Source organism: Empedobacter sp. UBA7611 (assembly GCF_002484365.1).
GTDB lineage: Bacteria > Bacteroidota > Bacteroidia > Flavobacteriales > Weeksellaceae > Empedobacter > Empedobacter falsenii_B.
The window spans coordinates 22374-38183 of record NZ_DLJR01000080.1 but is presented as its reverse complement, the minus strand read 5'-3'; the positions used below and the strand labels follow the sequence as shown (position 1 = coordinate 38183).

Annotated in this window: 15 protein-coding genes and 1 pseudogene; 9 read left to right on the top strand and 7 right to left on the bottom strand. The window is 30.3% G+C overall.

The window, feature by feature from the left end; all coding sequences use genetic code 11:
- Positions 1-56: 56 nt before the first annotated feature.
- The 3 genes and pseudogenes from B3R94_RS13580 to B3R94_RS13570 all read left to right on the top strand — a co-directional run bounded on the left by B3R94_RS13580 (position 57) and on the right by B3R94_RS13570 (position 2379).
- Positions 57-937: pseudogene (locus B3R94_RS13580) on the top strand (DUF72 domain-containing protein).
- 86 nt (positions 938-1023) lie between these two features.
- On the top strand, positions 1024-1995 hold the full coding sequence (locus B3R94_RS13575) for an N-acetylornithine carbamoyltransferase (RefSeq protein WP_291101492.1): 972 nt from the start codon (positions 1024-1026) through the stop codon (positions 1993-1995).
- Between the two features lie 60 nt (positions 1996-2055).
- Positions 2056-2379 carry a winged helix-turn-helix transcriptional regulator gene (locus tag B3R94_RS13570; RefSeq protein WP_291101489.1) on the top strand — a complete coding sequence of 108 codons (324 nt, stop codon included), beginning with the start codon at positions 2056-2058 and terminating at the stop codon, positions 2377-2379.
- Between the two features lie 4 nt (positions 2380-2383).
- Here the strand turns inward: B3R94_RS13570 and B3R94_RS13565 are convergent, their stop codons facing one another.
- On the bottom strand, positions 2384-2839 hold the full coding sequence (locus tag B3R94_RS13565) for a VOC family protein (RefSeq protein WP_280062172.1): 456 nt from the start codon (positions 2837-2839) through the stop codon (positions 2384-2386).
- 195 nt (positions 2840-3034) lie between these two features.
- Between B3R94_RS13565 and B3R94_RS13560 the strand changes: the two genes are divergently transcribed.
- From B3R94_RS13560 to B3R94_RS13545, 4 genes are all read left to right on the top strand, one after another.
- Positions 3035-3655, top strand: coding sequence for an L-threonylcarbamoyladenylate synthase (locus B3R94_RS13560; RefSeq protein ID WP_219034359.1), 621 nt, complete (start codon positions 3035-3037; stop codon positions 3653-3655).
- Between the two features lie 20 nt (positions 3656-3675).
- Positions 3676-4431, top strand: coding sequence for a peroxide stress protein YaaA (yaaA, locus tag B3R94_RS13555; RefSeq protein ID WP_291101486.1), 756 nt, complete (start codon positions 3676-3678; stop codon positions 4429-4431).
- A 65-nt stretch (positions 4432-4496) separates the two neighbouring features.
- On the top strand, positions 4497-6815 hold the full coding sequence (locus B3R94_RS13550; RefSeq protein WP_291101483.1) for a hypothetical protein: 2319 nt from the start codon (positions 4497-4499) through the stop codon (positions 6813-6815).
- A 3-nt stretch (positions 6816-6818) separates the two neighbouring features.
- Positions 6819-7232, top strand: coding sequence for an SRPBCC domain-containing protein (locus tag B3R94_RS13545; protein WP_280051427.1), 414 nt, complete (start codon positions 6819-6821; stop codon positions 7230-7232).
- Between the two features lie 33 nt (positions 7233-7265).
- Here B3R94_RS13545 and B3R94_RS13540 read toward each other — a convergent pair whose 3' ends face one another.
- A complete protein-coding gene (locus tag B3R94_RS13540) occupies positions 7266-10988 on the bottom strand; it encodes a metallophosphoesterase (protein WP_291101480.1) in 3723 nt (1240 codons plus the stop codon).
- A gap of 24 nt (positions 10989-11012) precedes the next feature.
- Here B3R94_RS13540 and B3R94_RS13535 point away from each other — a divergent pair, with 24 nt between their 5' ends.
- A complete protein-coding gene (locus B3R94_RS13535) occupies positions 11013-12206 on the top strand; it encodes a Pycsar system effector family protein (protein ID WP_291101477.1) in 1194 nt (397 codons plus the stop codon).
- On the opposite strand, the gene B3R94_RS13530 is transcribed toward B3R94_RS13535, so the two are convergent.
- Together B3R94_RS13530 and B3R94_RS13525 are read right to left on the bottom strand one after the other, a co-directional pair.
- Positions 12207-12674: a DUF6265 family protein gene (locus tag B3R94_RS13530; protein WP_291101474.1), complete on the bottom strand. Its 468-nt coding sequence runs from the start codon at positions 12672-12674 to the stop codon at positions 12207-12209.
- 17 nt (positions 12675-12691) lie between these two features.
- Positions 12692-13069 (bottom strand): VOC family protein, encoded by a 378-nt coding sequence (locus B3R94_RS13525; RefSeq protein WP_180904698.1) that lies wholly within the window; start codon positions 13067-13069, stop codon positions 12692-12694.
- Positions 13070-13193: 124 nt separating this feature from the next.
- Between B3R94_RS13525 and B3R94_RS13520 the strand changes: the two genes are divergently transcribed.
- Entirely contained in the window at positions 13194-13610 is a 417-nt protein-coding gene (locus B3R94_RS13520) for an OsmC family protein (protein ID WP_038336062.1), read from the top strand.
- A 61-nt stretch (positions 13611-13671) separates the two neighbouring features.
- Here B3R94_RS13520 and B3R94_RS13515 read toward each other — a convergent pair whose 3' ends face one another.
- The 3 genes from B3R94_RS13515 to B3R94_RS13505 all read right to left on the bottom strand — a co-directional run bounded on the left by B3R94_RS13515 (position 13672) and on the right by B3R94_RS13505 (position 15663).
- The gene (locus B3R94_RS13515) at positions 13672-14217 is read right to left on the bottom strand and encodes an NADPH-dependent FMN reductase (protein ID WP_125349252.1); all 546 of its coding nucleotides are present in this window, start codon (positions 14215-14217) and stop codon (positions 13672-13674) included.
- Between the two features lie 90 nt (positions 14218-14307).
- On the bottom strand, positions 14308-14835 hold the full coding sequence (locus B3R94_RS13510; RefSeq protein ID WP_115001105.1) for an NADPH-dependent FMN reductase: 528 nt from the start codon (positions 14833-14835) through the stop codon (positions 14308-14310).
- Between the two features lie 15 nt (positions 14836-14850).
- Positions 14851-15663, bottom strand: coding sequence for an AraC family transcriptional regulator (locus B3R94_RS13505; protein WP_038336064.1), 813 nt, complete (start codon positions 15661-15663; stop codon positions 14851-14853).
- Positions 15664-15810: the final 147 nt, after the last annotated feature.

Below are 15810 nucleotides of genomic sequence, written 5' to 3'. Positions count from 1 at the left end.
AAAATACATCTTGCGAACTGCTTATAATTGCTTAATTTTCGTTCAAATTTAGAAAGATGAAATTTGGAAAAGTAGAAAACCAGAATTGGTTGATTTTACACTGCCAAAAACGCCAAAAGAAACGATTGATTTGTTGAATAAAGCTAGTAAATCAGATAATTTTGAAGTATATGTAGGCTGTGCGAAATGGAATAAGAAAGATTTGAAGAATTTTTATCCTCCTAAAACAAAAGATGAATTGAGTTATTATTCAACACAATTTAATAGTATCGAGCTAAATGCGACATATTATCGCTCGCCAAGTAAAGAAAATGTAGAAACTTGGGCAAATAAAACGCCAAAAGATTTTAAATTTTTTCCTAAAATTCCACAAAGTATTAGTCATTATGCTCGATTGCAAAATGTGACAGATAAATTGAATCAATATTTAGATGCAGTTGCATTGTTTGAAGAAAAATTAGGAATGATTTTCTTGCAAATGCACGAAAATTTTGCGCCAAAAGATTTTGAAAAATTAGAAAATTTCATTCAAAATTTTCCGAAAGGTTATCCGTTAGCTGTAGAACTTCGTCATGAAGATTGGTTTTCGAACGAAGAAAATTTTAATCGATTAGTTTCGTTATTAGAAAAGCATAACATTTCAAATATCATTGTTGATGCGGCGGGTAGGAGAGATATGGTGCATATGCGATTGACTTCGAATGAAGCTTTTGTGCGTTTTGTTGGAGCAAATATTCCATCCGATTATGAACGTTTAGATGAATGGATTGAAACAATTAAACTTTGGAAAGCAGAAGGTTTGCAGAAATTGTATTTCTTTATTCATCAAAATTTAGAGTTAGAATCGCCAATGTTAGCCAAATATTTCATCAAAAAATTAAACGATGATTTAGATTTAGACATTCGTGGTCCACAAGATGAATTGACGTTGTTTTAAGTGAAAATTAGCAAAAATAATTCTTTAAACCTCGATTGTTTCAACTAATTTTGCAGAACAAATAAAACAAAAGATTCTTCTCAATTATGAAACAATTTACTTCGGTTAATGATGTAGAAAACATCGACGAATTACTAAAAATAGCCTTAGAAATTAAAGCAAATCCTTTTGCTCAACAAGAGGTTGGTAAAAACAAAACAATTGGTTTAATATTTTTTAATCCAAGTTTACGTACACGTCTAAGCTCTATTAAAGCGGCTTATAATCTTGGAGCAAATGCTTGGGTTTTGAATGCTGGAGCAGATTCTTGGACATTGGAAATGGCTGATGGTGCTGTGATGAACGGAGATACGCAAGAACATATCAAAGAAGCAATTCAGGTAATGAGTGCGTATTGTGATGTTTTAGGCGTTCGTACTTTTCCGAAATTAGTAGATCGTGATGAAGATTATAACGAAATCATGTTCAATAAAGTAAAAGAATTATCTTCTGTTCCTGTTGTCTCTTTGGAAAGTGCAACTTTACATCCATTACAGTCTTTTGCTGATTTAATTACAATTGCAGAAAAAACGGGTTATACGCCTGGGACAAAACCTGAAAAGAAAGTGAAAGTTGTGATGACTTGGGCGCCGCATCCACGTCGTTTGCCACAAGCTGTTCCGAATTCTTTTGCGCAATGGTTTTCTAAAGTAGATTGGGTAGATTTTACAGTTGTACAACCAAAAGGTTTGGAGTTAGATCCAAAATTTACTGATGGAGCAACGATTGCTTATGATCAAGATGAAGCGTTGAAAGATGCTGATTTTGTCTATGCAAAAAACTGGTCTTCTTTTGAAAATTATGGTCAACCGAATGATGGTGATAAGGATTGGGAAGTGACAATGGATAAAATGAATTTGACAAATAACGGAAAATTTATGCATTGTTTACCAGTTCGTCGCAATGTAGTAGTATCTGATGAAGTTTTAGATTCTGATCGTTCTATCGTAATTGATGAAGCAACGAACCGAATTTTCTCAGCTCAAACTGTTTTCCACGAGATTTTGAAGAATAAATAGATAAAAAAACAAGGCTAAAGATTAAATTTTAGCCTTATTTTTTTTCAATCTCATTCAATTATGAAGAAAGAAAATTCTACAAATTCTATTAATGATAAATATTTAGAAAACTTTTGTAACTCTTACAAGGTTTTATCCTTAATCACTGGTAGATGGAAGGTTTCAATAATTTTTACTTTAAAGGAAACTACAAAAAGTTATTCTGATTTGAAATTAGAATTTCCTAATCTTACTGATAGAATTTTGACAAAACAATTGAAAGAATTGCAAATAGATCATTTGATTGAGAATGAAAAAGATAAAACAAAATCAATTTATAAGTTATCTTCAAAAGGAGATAAAGTTTTATCACTATTAGAAAATATCAATAAATTAGATTTATAAAAATTTAAAAATGTACATTTTCTAAAAATTCAATAACCTCTCCATTAGGACTATAAACAAGACTATTACGAACATTAACCGGTTTTTTATCGTTACTTAATAAAAGTTCGTGAACACCTTTACTCAAATCAAAAGCTCCATTTTTTATTGCCTCTTCTCGAGCTTTTTCTGCATCTTTTACCATAAAACAAATATGTAAGATTGAATTTTCAATGTATTCATCATCCGCTTGCCTTTTTCTACCTTGAGTTGGAATTTCAGCATCTTTATCAAATAATTCGATGTAACAATTGATATTTTTATTGTAAATCATTACAGCTTTTTTTAACTTAAAAGAAGGCAATGACCATGAATGAACCTCTTCAAAACCTAAAGAATCATAAAATTTCAATGTTTTTTCAAAGTCATTTACTTTTAAAGAATAATGATGAAAGGCTACTATATTTTCTGCTAAAATCATGTTTAATTTTTCTGTAAAATTAGTATGGTTGACATCTCTTTACAAGAACTTACAAAATTGTTAGTTGGAGTTTTTTAAGAAAATATCATGCAACTAAAGAAGAATATCAATTTCTTCAATCATCCAATCAAAAACAAAAATTTAGGAAAGAATTTTATTGATTGCAATTTTGTATCTTTGAATAAAGATTTACAAATGGCAGATTATATCAGAATTCATCCAGAAAATCCACAAGAAAAAGCGATTGATCAAGTGGTTAAGATTCTACAAAATGGAGGTTTAATTATTTATCCTTCCGACACTGTGTATGGATTAGGATGTGATATTACGAATATCAAAGCGATGGAAAAATTGGCACGATTGAAAGGTGTAAAATTAGAAAAATCTCATTTTTCGATTGTTTGTAACGATCTAAGCCATTTGTCTCAATATACTTTACCAATTGATAATAGTACGTTCAAAATTTTGAAACGCGCTCTACCAGGTCCTTTTACATTTGTTATGAATGCTTCGCGCAATTTACCTGTAGCTTACAAAGGGAAAAAAACCGTTGGTATTCGTGTTCCAGATCATGCTGTTCCGCAAATGATTGTCGAAAAATTAGGAAATCCTATTGCCTCAACTTCTATTTATGATGAAGATGAAATTGTTGAATATACAACAGATCCTGAATTGATTTTTGAGAAATGGGAGAAACTTGTGGATGCTGTGATTGATAGTGGTTATGGAGATAATATTGCGTCTACTGTTGTTGATATGACAGATGGAGTAGAGGTTTTACGTGAAGGTAAAGGTGATATTGAAGATTATTTATAATTTATTTTTAAGAAAAAACTATGAAAATATTACTTTCTCCAGCGAAGATGATGAATTTGGAAACGAGTGCTAAATGGAGAGCAACAACACCTCAATTTTTGGAACATTCGCAAGAAATTATGGATGTTATGAAAGAGATGAGTACAACTGATCTTGAAAAATTAATGAAAATTTCGAAAGACATTGCAGAAATGAATGTGGAGCGTAATCAGGTTTGGAATGTTAAACCTACTACGAAACAAGCTATTCCAGCAGCTTTAGCTTTCAAAGGTGAAGTGTATAGAGGTTTGAATGCAGAAACGTTGAATGATGAAGCATTAGATTATTTCAATAAAAATGCATTTTTGTTATCTGGGCTTTATGGAATGTTGCGTCCTTCGGATAAAGTAATGTTGTATCGCTTGGAAATGGGTTCGAAATTAGATGTTCATGGTTCGAAAAATTTGTATGGTTTTTGGAAAGAAATTTTGACACCTTTTCTAAATTCGAAACTAAAAAAAGGAGAATTTATCTTAAATTTAGCAAGTAATGAATATGCTAAAGTTTTGGATAAAAAATCGTTAAAAGTTCCGATGATTGATGTAGAGTTTCAAGATTACAAAAACGGTGAATTGAAAAAAATCATGATGTATTTTAAACATGCTCGTGGTGCAATGGCGCGTTATTGTGCAGAAAATAAAGTTGAAACTTTGGATCAAGTGAAAGCATTTGACGTGGATGGTTATCGTTTTGATGAGAACCTTTCTGCCGAAGAAATTTTGGTATTTACAAGATAATGACTAAAAAAATAATAACTTGAAGACTACTTTATTAGTAGTCTTTTGTTATTTTTAAATAATATATGAAAGAAAATTTTATCGATAAATTACCCATCAAAATTATTTACTCGTTCCAATCTCTGATTGAAGAATTAGAACGATCTGAATACAATTTTGGAGAGTTTAAAGCTTTTCTAGAATACCTGAAAGCTACTCGACCAGAGTTGATTAATGGTGTTGAAACATTTGAAGATTTTCAGAAAATTATCAAAGATGTTGAGCCTATTATTGAGAAAATTATTCCAAAACCATTTGTAAAATATAATTTAAAAGCGATAACTTTTCCCTTTTCAGATAAATTTATTTTTGCAACGGATCGACTTAAAGAGTTGATTGATAATAATGAATCACGACTAAAATTCAATTTTGAAGATTTAGATTATGATACATTATATAAGTTTTGTTGTTGCTTCATCTTATCAAAATATTATCATAAAAATTTAGATTTTAATTTATCAAATCAGTTGGTGATAGACAATCAAAATGGCTACAGAATTTATCTTGGGACTGATATAAACTATGATTATTTTCGTATTTATCCATCCGAAGATAAATTTAAATTGACTGAAGATGAAATTGAAGAGTTGTTGAATAATTATGAAGATACAGCTTTGTGGATGAGAAAAATTCCAATTGGATCTTGGATTGCAAAAGGGTTTAATCTTGTTTCATTTTTTGATAATACAACTGAAATTGCACTTTCTAACTTAAAATCTAAATTATTATCTTATGGAGAACCTTTTAATATTGTTCGAAATGATATTATTTCTGCATTAAAATCTATTTTTAGAATCAATAATTTAGAAGTCGGTTTTTCGGCTTATAATTCGGATAAAAATCAATTGGAAATTAGTCATTTATTACAATTGAATGATAGTTTATTGATTGATAATCATAAAAAAATAAAACTGAATGAAATTTTTTGTGCTGATTTAGAGAACAAAATATCGAAATCAGATTATTATGTTGTTTCTAATATTGACGCTGCTTTGGAGAAGTTTCCGCAAGATAAAATGTTGAGAATGGCAAATGAATCTGGTTTGAAAAGTTTGATTCTTTACCCATTGAAAAACGGAAAATCTCATTTAGGTATTTTAGAAATAGGTTCGAAAGAATCTGGAGTTTTCAATCGAATTAATGCAAACCTTTTGCGCGAAATCACGCCTCTTTTAGAAGAATCTATTTATCGCTATACGGTAGAGTTTGAGAATCAAATCAATGCTTATATACAAACCGAATATACCTCGTTGCATCCAAGTGTAGATTGGAAATTTAGAGAAAAAGCTCGCGAACATATATTGCATCCGGGAAATACAAAACAAAAATTGCAGATCTCTTTTCAAAATGTATATCCAATTTATGGTGAATTGGATGTGAGAAATTCGTCAGTGATTCGAAATCAATGTTTAAAAATGGATTATACTAATCAGATTAATTACTTGATTTTGATTTGTAACGAGTTATATAATCGTACAAAAAAGAATAAATTTTTGGATTATATTGACGATTTGACTGATTTTTTGCAACGAATAGATAATGTAGATAAAATCTATTTCGAAAGCAAATTATTTGATTACATTACGTTGCATATTCATCCTGAAATTCCCAAATATGTAAAGGACAATGAGAAATCAATTATCGAAGAATATCTAAAAAAGTTAGATTCTACAACGGGATTATTTTACGTAGAACGCAAAAAATTTGACCAAACAATTGTAATGACAAATTCACTTTTGTCGAACAAATTAGACACTTTTCAGAAAGATGCTCAAGATGTATTTCCGCATTATTACGAACGTTTCAAGACAGATGGAATTGATTACAATTTGTATGTTGGGCGAAGTATTGCGCCGTTCAAAAAATTCTCCTATCAAAATATTCGAGAAATTAGATATTGGCAACTACAAGCGATGATAGCCTTGGAACAATCTTACAAAGAAATTCAGAAAAAAACACCATTAAAAGTTGAGGTTGCTTCGTTGATTTTTGCAACGAATACCACTTTAGATATTTTGTTCAAATTAGATGAGAAACGTTTTGATGTTAATGGATATAACAATGCAAAATATGAAATAATCAAGAAAAGATTGAGTAAAGCTTTTGTGAAAGGAACAAATGAACGAATCAATTTGCCACACAAAATTTGTATTATTTATACCGAAGATATCCTAAAAGAAGAATACTCAAATTATATCAATTTATTAATTGATAAGAAATTTTTGAAAAAAGATGTTGAATATTTGGAAATTGATGATTTGCAAGGTATAAGTGGTTTGCAAGCAATTAGAGTTTCGATTAATTATAAAAATAAACTCGAAAAATATACAAAAATAGAAGAATAAAGAATGGAAAAAGATGATGTATTGCTTAATATTTCGATAGATAGTACTGTCGAAAATATTTGGAAAGTTTTGACTGATGAACAAGCGTTTAATGAATGTTTTGAAAACATAAAAATGACTTGTAACGATTGGAAAGTAGGAGAGAAGATAAAGTTTGTATCACAAAAAAATAATGAAACGTTGATAGATGAAGCCTTGATTACATCAATTATGGAGAATGAACGTTTGCGATATAATTATAAAAAACAAAATACAGACCATGAGATTGAAGTAATTTTTAACTTGAAAGTTTCGGGTAATTTTACTTATCTATCAATTGAAGGAAAAGATTTTGCGGATGATTTTGAACGCTCACATTCAGAAAATGCGTGGATAAATATGATGCAAGCAATCAAGAAATATGTACAAAAAAAATAACCTTCAAATTTTTGAAGGTTATTTTTTTATATGTTAAAATCCGAAATTCAATCCAAAAACGATTCGCCCTGGATCTTCACCTTTAAAGTATGAAACTGTTGCGGTAATAGATTGTGCTCCGTTTATCCAAAGTCCGCCACCCATAGATGAATGCCATTTATTTGAGTCTTCTCCGTTTAACCAAACTCGTCCATAATCAGCTCCAACAAAAACGCCTAATCGCAATGGAACAACGGCTTTGAAACGTAAAGCATCAAATCGTAAATCAGATGTTTGTAAGAAAACTTTGTCTCCAGCAAAACGACCTAATCGATAACCACGTAAATCTTGATCTCCACCTAAATTAGCCATTTGGTAGAATTCCATAAAATTACCCCAAACTGCTTTACCTTTTAGCATAGAAGCAACTGTTAATCTTCCATTTGCAGAAATTTTGTGCGTAAAACCTAAATTAAGTTCTGTGTAAAAATGATTACGTTCAAAATCTGTCAAGTTAGAAATCCACTTTGCATTAGCTAAAAATGTCATACCTAATTTTGGCAATGATTCGTTATCGTAATTTTTGAACAAATATTTGGCTCCAATTTCTCCGAAATGTTGTCCTTTGAAAACGTCTCTATTAATTGATGGTAAATCTTCGACGATACGATCTTTATTCTCTTCAATCTTTTTGTAACTATAAATCGCAGAAAAATCTAAACGACCATTGTTATTCATAATCTTGAAAATAGATGGTCCAATACTATAACTTTCTAATCGAACACGGTTATAATCCATTCCAATTTCTTCTTGATTATTCACGGTTTCGTTTCCTAAACCAAAGAAATTTGTACTATAAGTTGGACTCGTGTAAGCTGCATTAAGATCTAAATTCCATTTACCCAACGCTTTTGTAAACGTTCCTTTGTATTTTGCATCCCAACCGCCTGTTGCAAAATAATAACTTAATTGCAAATTGTGGCGTTGCGAATATGGTTTACGATCAAAACCGTTGACAGTGTAGGTTGGCGATAAACCAATTTTTATTCCGTCATCAGGATTGTAGCCAATATTAGGTAACATAGTAAAGAAATTATACATCGGTTGCTTGTAATCGTATGTATTAACTTCGTAATCGTTGACAAAATTTTTCGATGTTAAAAAGGTAGATTCAGATGCATCGCTTCCGTTAGCGTAATCATATACTTTTACTTTTGCAGAACGCTTTACTTCGTATATATCGTCATCTATTCCACCAATAATACGAACTAAAATAGCGTTATTTGGCTTTCCTTCAACCTTGAATTTATCTTTTCCGTTTAATCCATATAAACGAATTTCTTTCGTTTCTTTTTTATCAAAATCTTCATCAAGAATTAAAGTTCGATTTTGTCCTGAATAGATTTTTACATTTGTTTTTCCTTTTGGTAAACGAGTTATCACAAAATCTTCATCTTCGTCTGTTCCTTTCAGAATGACTAATTTGCGAAGAACTTTATTATATTCTTCAGCAAATTTTTCTAATTTAGATTTTCGAGCAATAAGATTATTAATGACTTCTTGATCATATTCTTGTTTTGTTTCTTCAGGAATTAATTCAAATGATTGTTTGATATAATCATCACTCAAATTATCTTGAATATATTTTGCTTCTTTTTTCCATAAATCAAGATCGGATGATTCTAAAATGGCTAAATCCAATGGATAAGGTTCTCTGTTGAACCATTTTACATTTTTGATATCATCTTTGTAATCTTGCATATGTCTAAGCGGAGGAATTTTCATAATCAAATGAAAGAAAAGTCCGTCATAACGTGGAAATGCTTGATCTCTATCACGTGGAATTGGTTTATAAATAGTTTGTTTATTTTCTTTGTAAACGCCCCAACGCCATTGGTCAGAATGTCGATCCCAATCTCCAACTAACATATCAAAAAGTCGTGCACGAATATAGGCTTGCTTATCCACGACAACATCTTTGTTTTTGTGAATCGCAGCCAACATATCATCTGTGCTAACAATATCTTTTGGTTTTCCGAAAACACCGTCTTGATATCCGGACATTGGTCGTTCTTCTATCATGTATAATTCATCACCAAAATTTTCATTATATGCTTTCAAGGCTTCTTGTTTTGGAACATAATATAATTTTGGCGTAGAATGCATAATATTGATCGGTTTCATCAAATTAGCAACTGTTAATGGATAATATGGATGATTGGTTGTATAGAAATCCATCAAAAATTTCTCTGTGAACGAATCTTCAAATTCATCTGCAACATATTTATTTTTAAACGCTACTTGCTGAATAAATTGCGTGGCACTTTTCTTCACCGAGCGCATATTGTATTCTTCACCTTTTGCATTTGCCAATCGTAAACTTTGCGTTTGATGTCCACCACCCATTCTAACAGGGGTTAAACCTCCATTTAGTTGACTTAAATTAACAGTATTAGCAGTAATTGTTTGTCCATATGTTCGACGATAATGACGACCAAAAAAGAATTTATACGGATCAGATTTACGTGTAACGTCTAATGGATATACACTTGTTTCTTTCGTTTTTGGCATTTTTTTATCATCATAAACTTGTGCCAAATATTCCTTTTTCTTTTCTGTAATTTGTTTTGTTAATAATAATTCGATTCCATCGTCTTTAAAACCATAGAAATTAGCTTTAGAAGCGCCATTATCATATAAATCTAGTACAACAAAACCATTATCTCCGTAAGAAAAATCGTTTTTACCAACCGCTTTTGCAGATTCTTTTTTAGAACCAGAACCGCTGATAATTTGTTTGACATTGTTTTGTTGAATATATTGCAAGTTGTGATCGTGTCCAGAAACAACAATTACATTATTTCTATTTTCGATAAGTGTTGCAATACGAGAAGCCATTTCTCTGTATTTGAAATTATTAACATCTTGAGGACTAAGACCTGTTGTACTTCTTAATAAATTAATAAAAGATCCGATTACAGGTAATGGAACTTTGAAATTATCTCCTAATGGATAAAACTGTTTTTTGAAATCAAATTGTCCACCATGTGTTCCGTTCGAATATAACGGATGATGCATCGTGATAACAGTTGTTCTGTTTTGATATTTGTTCAATTGCGATTCTAGTTCTTCGAAGAAAGCTTCGCGCGATTTGATATCACATTTTTCATTCAGACCAGGATGTTTGTCCCAATCTTGCAAATACCATTCAGAATCTATCGCAATAATTCCGATGCTATCATTTACATTTATTTTATCAATTGGACACGCATCTTTTGGTAAAAATGATTTTTTATTACCCAATTGTTTTTTGACTAATTTTTCTTGTTCTTTTAATCCTTTTACACCATTTCGCCAATCATGATTTCCTGGAATAAAAAGGGTTTTTCCTTTAAATTCTTTCGCTAAATCAATCTGAAATTGAAGCTTCTCTCTACTTGTTGTATATTCAGCTTTTGTAGAATCCGTTACAATTCCATTTTCGTAAACATTATCACCTAAAAAGAAAAGATAAGAAGAAGAGTCAGCTTTCGCTAATTGATTCTTTAAAATTTCTAAATTTTGTTTATTTTTTGGTTGATCAAGATCTCCTGCATCGCCAATTAAATAGATAGATTGAATTTTATTTCCTTCTACATTTTGTACTTTTTCTGTCTTAATGTTTTTCCCATATTGAGGATGTTGCGTAGCGCAAGATATCATATAAAGGCAAGAACCTACTAAAGCCAAAAAAGGATAATTCAATTTTTTGTTGTTTAGTGTTGGTAATAATTTCATACATTTAAGCGTTAAAAACTTGTGATGAACCAATTGTTATTAAATATAGAAAACTATGTTTTCAATCTGTTCAAAGATAATCTTTCTTTAGATTTTACGTATCATAATTTTATGCATACTGTAAAAGTTGTAGAAGCTATAAAAACTTTGAGCGCGGAGGAACAAATCTCTACAGATTTACAAGAAAAATTATTAATTGCTGGTTGGTTTCATGATACGGGATATACAAAAACCGTGCAAGGTCATGAAAAAGAAAGTGTAAATATTGCAAAACAGTATTTGAACGAGCATAATTTCGACGAAAATTACATCAACGAAGTCCAAGATTATATTTTAATCACAACATTAAATAGTGTTCCGAAAAATATAGGTGAAGCAATTGTAAAAGATGCAGATAACTATCATTTAGGACAAACCGAATATCCTAAGATTTCTGAGTTGTTACGTGATGAAATTGCCAAAATTTGTCACAAAGAATTTTCGGACTACGAATGGCATTTAGAAAATAGAAATTTCTTTCTAAATGTTCATCATTTTTATACAGATGCCGCAAAAAAACATTGGCAAAAAGGAAAAGAAGAAAACTTAATTTATACACAAAACAAAATCAAAGAGATAGAGTTGATTGGTGATATTCCTAATAAGTATGAAATTAAGAAAAAGAAAAACGATAAAATTCAGCAACCAGAACGTGGAGTTGATACACTTTTTCGTGTGACGTTAAATAATCATACTCGTTTAAGCGATATTGCGGATAGTAAAGCCAATATCTTATTGTCTGTAAATGCTATCGTGATTTCGATTGCACTTTCTACTTTGGTTCCAAAATTAGGAAGTCCAAAGAATGAATATTTACTTTTACCTTCAATTGTAATGCTTTTATCAAGCGTTGTTTCAATTATTTTTGCAATTTTAGCAACTAAACCAAATGTAACGTACGAAAGTTTTAACGAAGAAGATGTAAAAAACAAAAAAGTGAATTTACTTTTCTTCGGAAATTTTTATCAAATGTCGCTTGATGCCTACGAAGAAGCGATGCAAGAACTTATGAAAGACCGCGATTATGTATATACTTCTTTGACAAGAGATTTGTATTATTTAGGAAAAGTTTTGGAAAGAAAATATCGTTTGTTAAGCATCACGTACACAATTTTTATGATCGGAACAGTTTTATCCGTGCTAACGTTTGCTTACGCGATGATCACAAATGTTGCTTAATTATTTCTTTACTTTTTCGAAATCGAACGCAATTTTACTTGATTCATCATTACTAATCTCAGCTTTTAACTGATTTCCAACTTTCCAATATTTGATAAGTTTAGGAAAATCATTCTTGTGATTTTCTAATGTAAACGAAATTTTATCAGAATTGATAAATTCAAATTCAGTTGTCACATTTTTAGTTTTGTCCAAATTAACTTTCAATATCCATTTATCATCAATCTTTGTGATAGTAAGATGTTCCTGCGAAATTGTATCATTATTTTTGATTGTAAACCCGCAACCTAAAAAAGTGTTTTTATCAACTTTTTTCCAGTTTTCATACGTTTTTCGATCCGATTTTTCATTTGTTCTAATCCATTCTCCAACCAAAAAATCAAAACTTGGTTTATCAGCAGAAGTTTTAGTTGATTCGCAAGAATTCAGCGAAAAAATAAATAAAATTAGAAAAGTAAATTGTTTCATATTGGTGTGTTTCAGTTTTATTTCGCGTGCCTATCAACTTCAAAAATTCCAAAAACATTGTTATCTGTATCCAAAAAATAACCTTGCCAACACATTCCAGGAATTGCAAATTTTGGCATAGCTATTATTCCTCCGTTTTCCAGGATTTTTTGAGCAGTTTTATCAAAATTTTCTACTTCCATGGTACATGTAAAAGCATTTGTACCACAATTTAGAGGAGGTGTTTCGGCAGGGCGCTTAAACATTCCTCCCTCCATTCCAGATGTATTGATACGATAATATTCGAGCGGTAAACCTTCTTGTTTTAAAAAACTCCATCCGAAAACATTTTCATAAAATGTCATGCATTTCTGTGGATCATTTGCTTGAATTTCAAAATATACAATGCTATTCATCTGTGGTAAATTTTCTATAATTGAATTTAAATTTAGTGAAAATTTATTCAGAAAATCATTATTCAATCAAATATTAGAATAAATCTTTTGAGAATGATTATTTTTATACTTTAAAAGAAATAAGATGAAAATTGAATTAAATAGAGTAAATCAGGCTTCTCACTATGAAGCGACAGCACCAAGTTCTTCAGTAAAAGTAAATATTGATGGACCAGAATCTATTGGAGGAGAAGGAAAAGGAGTTCGCCCGATGGAGTTAGTTTTGATTGCTTTGGGAAGTTGTAGTGTTTTTGATTTGAATGAGATTTTGAAGAAACAACGCCAAGAAATTGAAGATATTAAAGTTGAAGTTGAAGGTCAACGTAGAGATGAAATTCCAAATATTTTCACGAATATTCACATCAAATTTTTCTTAAAAGGAAATATTGATTTAGATAAAGCAAATAAAGCTGCTGAATTAGCGGTTAAGAAGTATTGTAGTGTACATGATATGCTTGCAAATGGCGGGATTGATATCACCTACGAGATAAATGTGAATTAAATTGATAACAAAAAAAAGGTCTTTCGTTCGAAAGACCTTTTTTTAATACATACATTTTCAATTAAGCTTCAACAATAGTTAAAGCTTCTTGAAAGATACTAACTTGCGCTAATACTTTATTTTTTAATTCTTCATTTACAATTTCGTTATTTTGGAAATTATCGTTGAAAGATGGGAAAGTTGTGCTTGCTACAATTTCTCCGCTTGCAAACATTCCAAAATATTTTGTTGCAACTTCCATTACATTTCCTCCACCATAAGCACCTGGAGATGTACTTAATAACAACAATTTTTTATCTTTCAAATATGGCATTTCGATACGAGAAACCCAATCCAAAATATTTTTTAATGCAACAGAAAAGTTTCCATTATGTTCTGCCAAAGAAATTACAACACCTTCTGCATCTTTGATTTTATTGTAAAAATCCTGCGCTTCTTGTGGAAATCCATTTTCTAATTGACGGTCAATAGAGTAGATAGGCATCTCGAAATCATTGATGTCAACTAAATCGATTTCTGCATTTTCGATTTGATTTAATGTATAATTTAATAATTCTTTATTGATTGATTTTTTGCTGTTACTACCAGCGAAAGCTAAAATTTTCATATTCTTATTGAGTATTTTCATTTTTGATGAAGCAAAGTTATTGCAAGCAACCATAAATTTTATTGACCTATGTTAGGAAAAGATAAAAACTTATATTTTTTTTCTAAATTCATCAATTTTAAGAATCAATTCTCTGTTTAATTCTTCATTAGTGATTTTACCTTCTGCAAAATTTTCGTTGAATTTAGGCAAAGAGAAATCGACTAAAATGTCACCTCCTAATTTTGTAATTAATTTAGAACCTATTTCTAAAGAGTTTTTTGCTCCATAACCACCAGGAGATGTACTCATAACGAAGACCTTTTTTCCTTCAAGAAATTTATAATTAATTCTTGAGCACCAATCCATATAGCTTTTAAAAACTGCTGTAATGCAAGCATTATGTTCTGCTAATGAAATAAGCAAAATATCAGAATCAACAAGTTTTTGATAAAATCGTTTTACTTCATCAGAAAAACCTTGTTCTTTTTCTATATCAATATCAAAAGTAGGGATATCAAAGTCATCTAAATCTAAAATCTCAATTTGATCTTTGTTTAATAAAGAAGAAGCATAAGTTACGAGTTGTTTATTGATAGAAGTAGAGCTGTTACTTCCGGCAAAAGCTTTAATAATCATAGTTTTTATCTTAAGTTATTGTTTTTTTGTGTGTAATAATTGCGCATATTCTGTTGGTCGAATTCCTGAAACTTTCTGAAAAATATTACTGAAAGATGACAACGAATTATAACCAACTAACATTGCGATTTCGTACATATTGTATTTATTTTCAGCAATCAATTCCAATGATTTTGTGATACGTAATGCGCGTAAAAATCGAACATAATTAATTCCCATATTATCTTTGAATTTTCGAGATAATGTTCGCGTGCTCAAACCAAATTGTTGCGCAACTTCATCTATTGTATAGTTTTTCTCGATATTTTTCATCAGAAATCGAGCAATATCAATCAGTTTCTGATCTTTTGGAAATGGATGCTGAATAAAAGCAGGTAATTTGTTCGATTCCATTTCGGGTAGAATAGATCGTATGGCTTTTACAAAATCATATTTTGCAGGATCTTTTTCCGAAATTGATCCACTCCAATTTTTGGTGTACAAAATCATTTCCCTTAACAACTCATTCGTGTAATAAATATTTGTAATCGAATAAAAATCGTTTTCTTCTTTTTCGGTCTTGAAATAAAAGTTATACAAATCGCCTGTTTTACTATTCGTTAAGATAGAATGTGGCGTATTTGCAGGAATCCACATAAAACAACGCGCAGGCAAATACCAATGTTTGTCGTTTACAAAAACATGTACAATTCCGCCTTCTGCATATAATAATTGTGCTTTTTTGTGTTCATGTACGCGCGTTCCTATCGTATCTAAATGTGCATGTTGTATGTAAAAATGGACTTTAGATTTGTCAACTTCGTTAAAAAAAAACTGATCAAACAACATTGTTTTATACTTTTATAAAGTGAAATATTTTTGCTTTTGCAAATTACTTTATTTTGGCGTAAATGAGCAAATTATTTTCTTTTTTTATCAAGAGGGTAAACATGTTTTCAATGTAACTTTGCATCACTAAAAATCAATAACAGACTT

What these genes read in the sequence shown, in the direction of transcription:
- B3R94_RS13575 (WP_291101492.1), top strand. Translation starts at nt 1,024, where the DNA reads ATGAAACAATTTACTTCGGTTAATGATGTAGAAAACATCGACGAATTA.
- B3R94_RS13570 (WP_291101489.1), top strand. Translation starts at nt 2,056, where the DNA reads ATGAAGAAAGAAAATTCTACAAATTCTATTAATGATAAATATTTAGAA.
- B3R94_RS13565 (WP_280062172.1), bottom strand. Translation starts at nt 2,839, where the DNA reads ATGATTTTAGCAGAAAATATAGTAGCCTTTCATCATTATTCTTTAAAA.
- B3R94_RS13560 (WP_219034359.1), top strand. Translation starts at nt 3,035, where the DNA reads ATGGCAGATTATATCAGAATTCATCCAGAAAATCCACAAGAAAAAGCG.
- yaaA (WP_291101486.1), top strand. Translation starts at nt 3,676, where the DNA reads ATGAAAATATTACTTTCTCCAGCGAAGATGATGAATTTGGAAACGAGT.
- B3R94_RS13550 (WP_291101483.1), top strand. Translation starts at nt 4,497, where the DNA reads ATGAAAGAAAATTTTATCGATAAATTACCCATCAAAATTATTTACTCG.
- B3R94_RS13545 (WP_280051427.1), top strand. Translation starts at nt 6,819, where the DNA reads ATGGAAAAAGATGATGTATTGCTTAATATTTCGATAGATAGTACTGTC.
- B3R94_RS13540 (WP_291101480.1), bottom strand. Translation starts at nt 10,988, where the DNA reads ATGAAATTATTACCAACACTAAACAACAAAAAATTGAATTATCCTTTT.
- B3R94_RS13535 (WP_291101477.1), top strand. Translation starts at nt 11,013, where the DNA reads ATGAACCAATTGTTATTAAATATAGAAAACTATGTTTTCAATCTGTTC.
- B3R94_RS13530 (WP_291101474.1), bottom strand. Translation starts at nt 12,674, where the DNA reads ATGAAACAATTTACTTTTCTAATTTTATTTATTTTTTCGCTGAATTCT.
- B3R94_RS13525 (WP_180904698.1), bottom strand. Translation starts at nt 13,069, where the DNA reads ATGAATAGCATTGTATATTTTGAAATTCAAGCAAATGATCCACAGAAA.
- B3R94_RS13520 (WP_038336062.1), top strand. Translation starts at nt 13,194, where the DNA reads ATGAAAATTGAATTAAATAGAGTAAATCAGGCTTCTCACTATGAAGCG.
- B3R94_RS13515 (WP_125349252.1), bottom strand. Translation starts at nt 14,217, where the DNA reads ATGAAAATTTTAGCTTTCGCTGGTAGTAACAGCAAAAAATCAATCAAT.
- B3R94_RS13510 (WP_115001105.1), bottom strand. Translation starts at nt 14,835, where the DNA reads ATGATTATTAAAGCTTTTGCCGGAAGTAACAGCTCTACTTCTATCAAT.
- B3R94_RS13505 (WP_038336064.1), bottom strand. Translation starts at nt 15,663, where the DNA reads ATGTTGTTTGATCAGTTTTTTTTTAACGAAGTTGACAAATCTAAAGTC.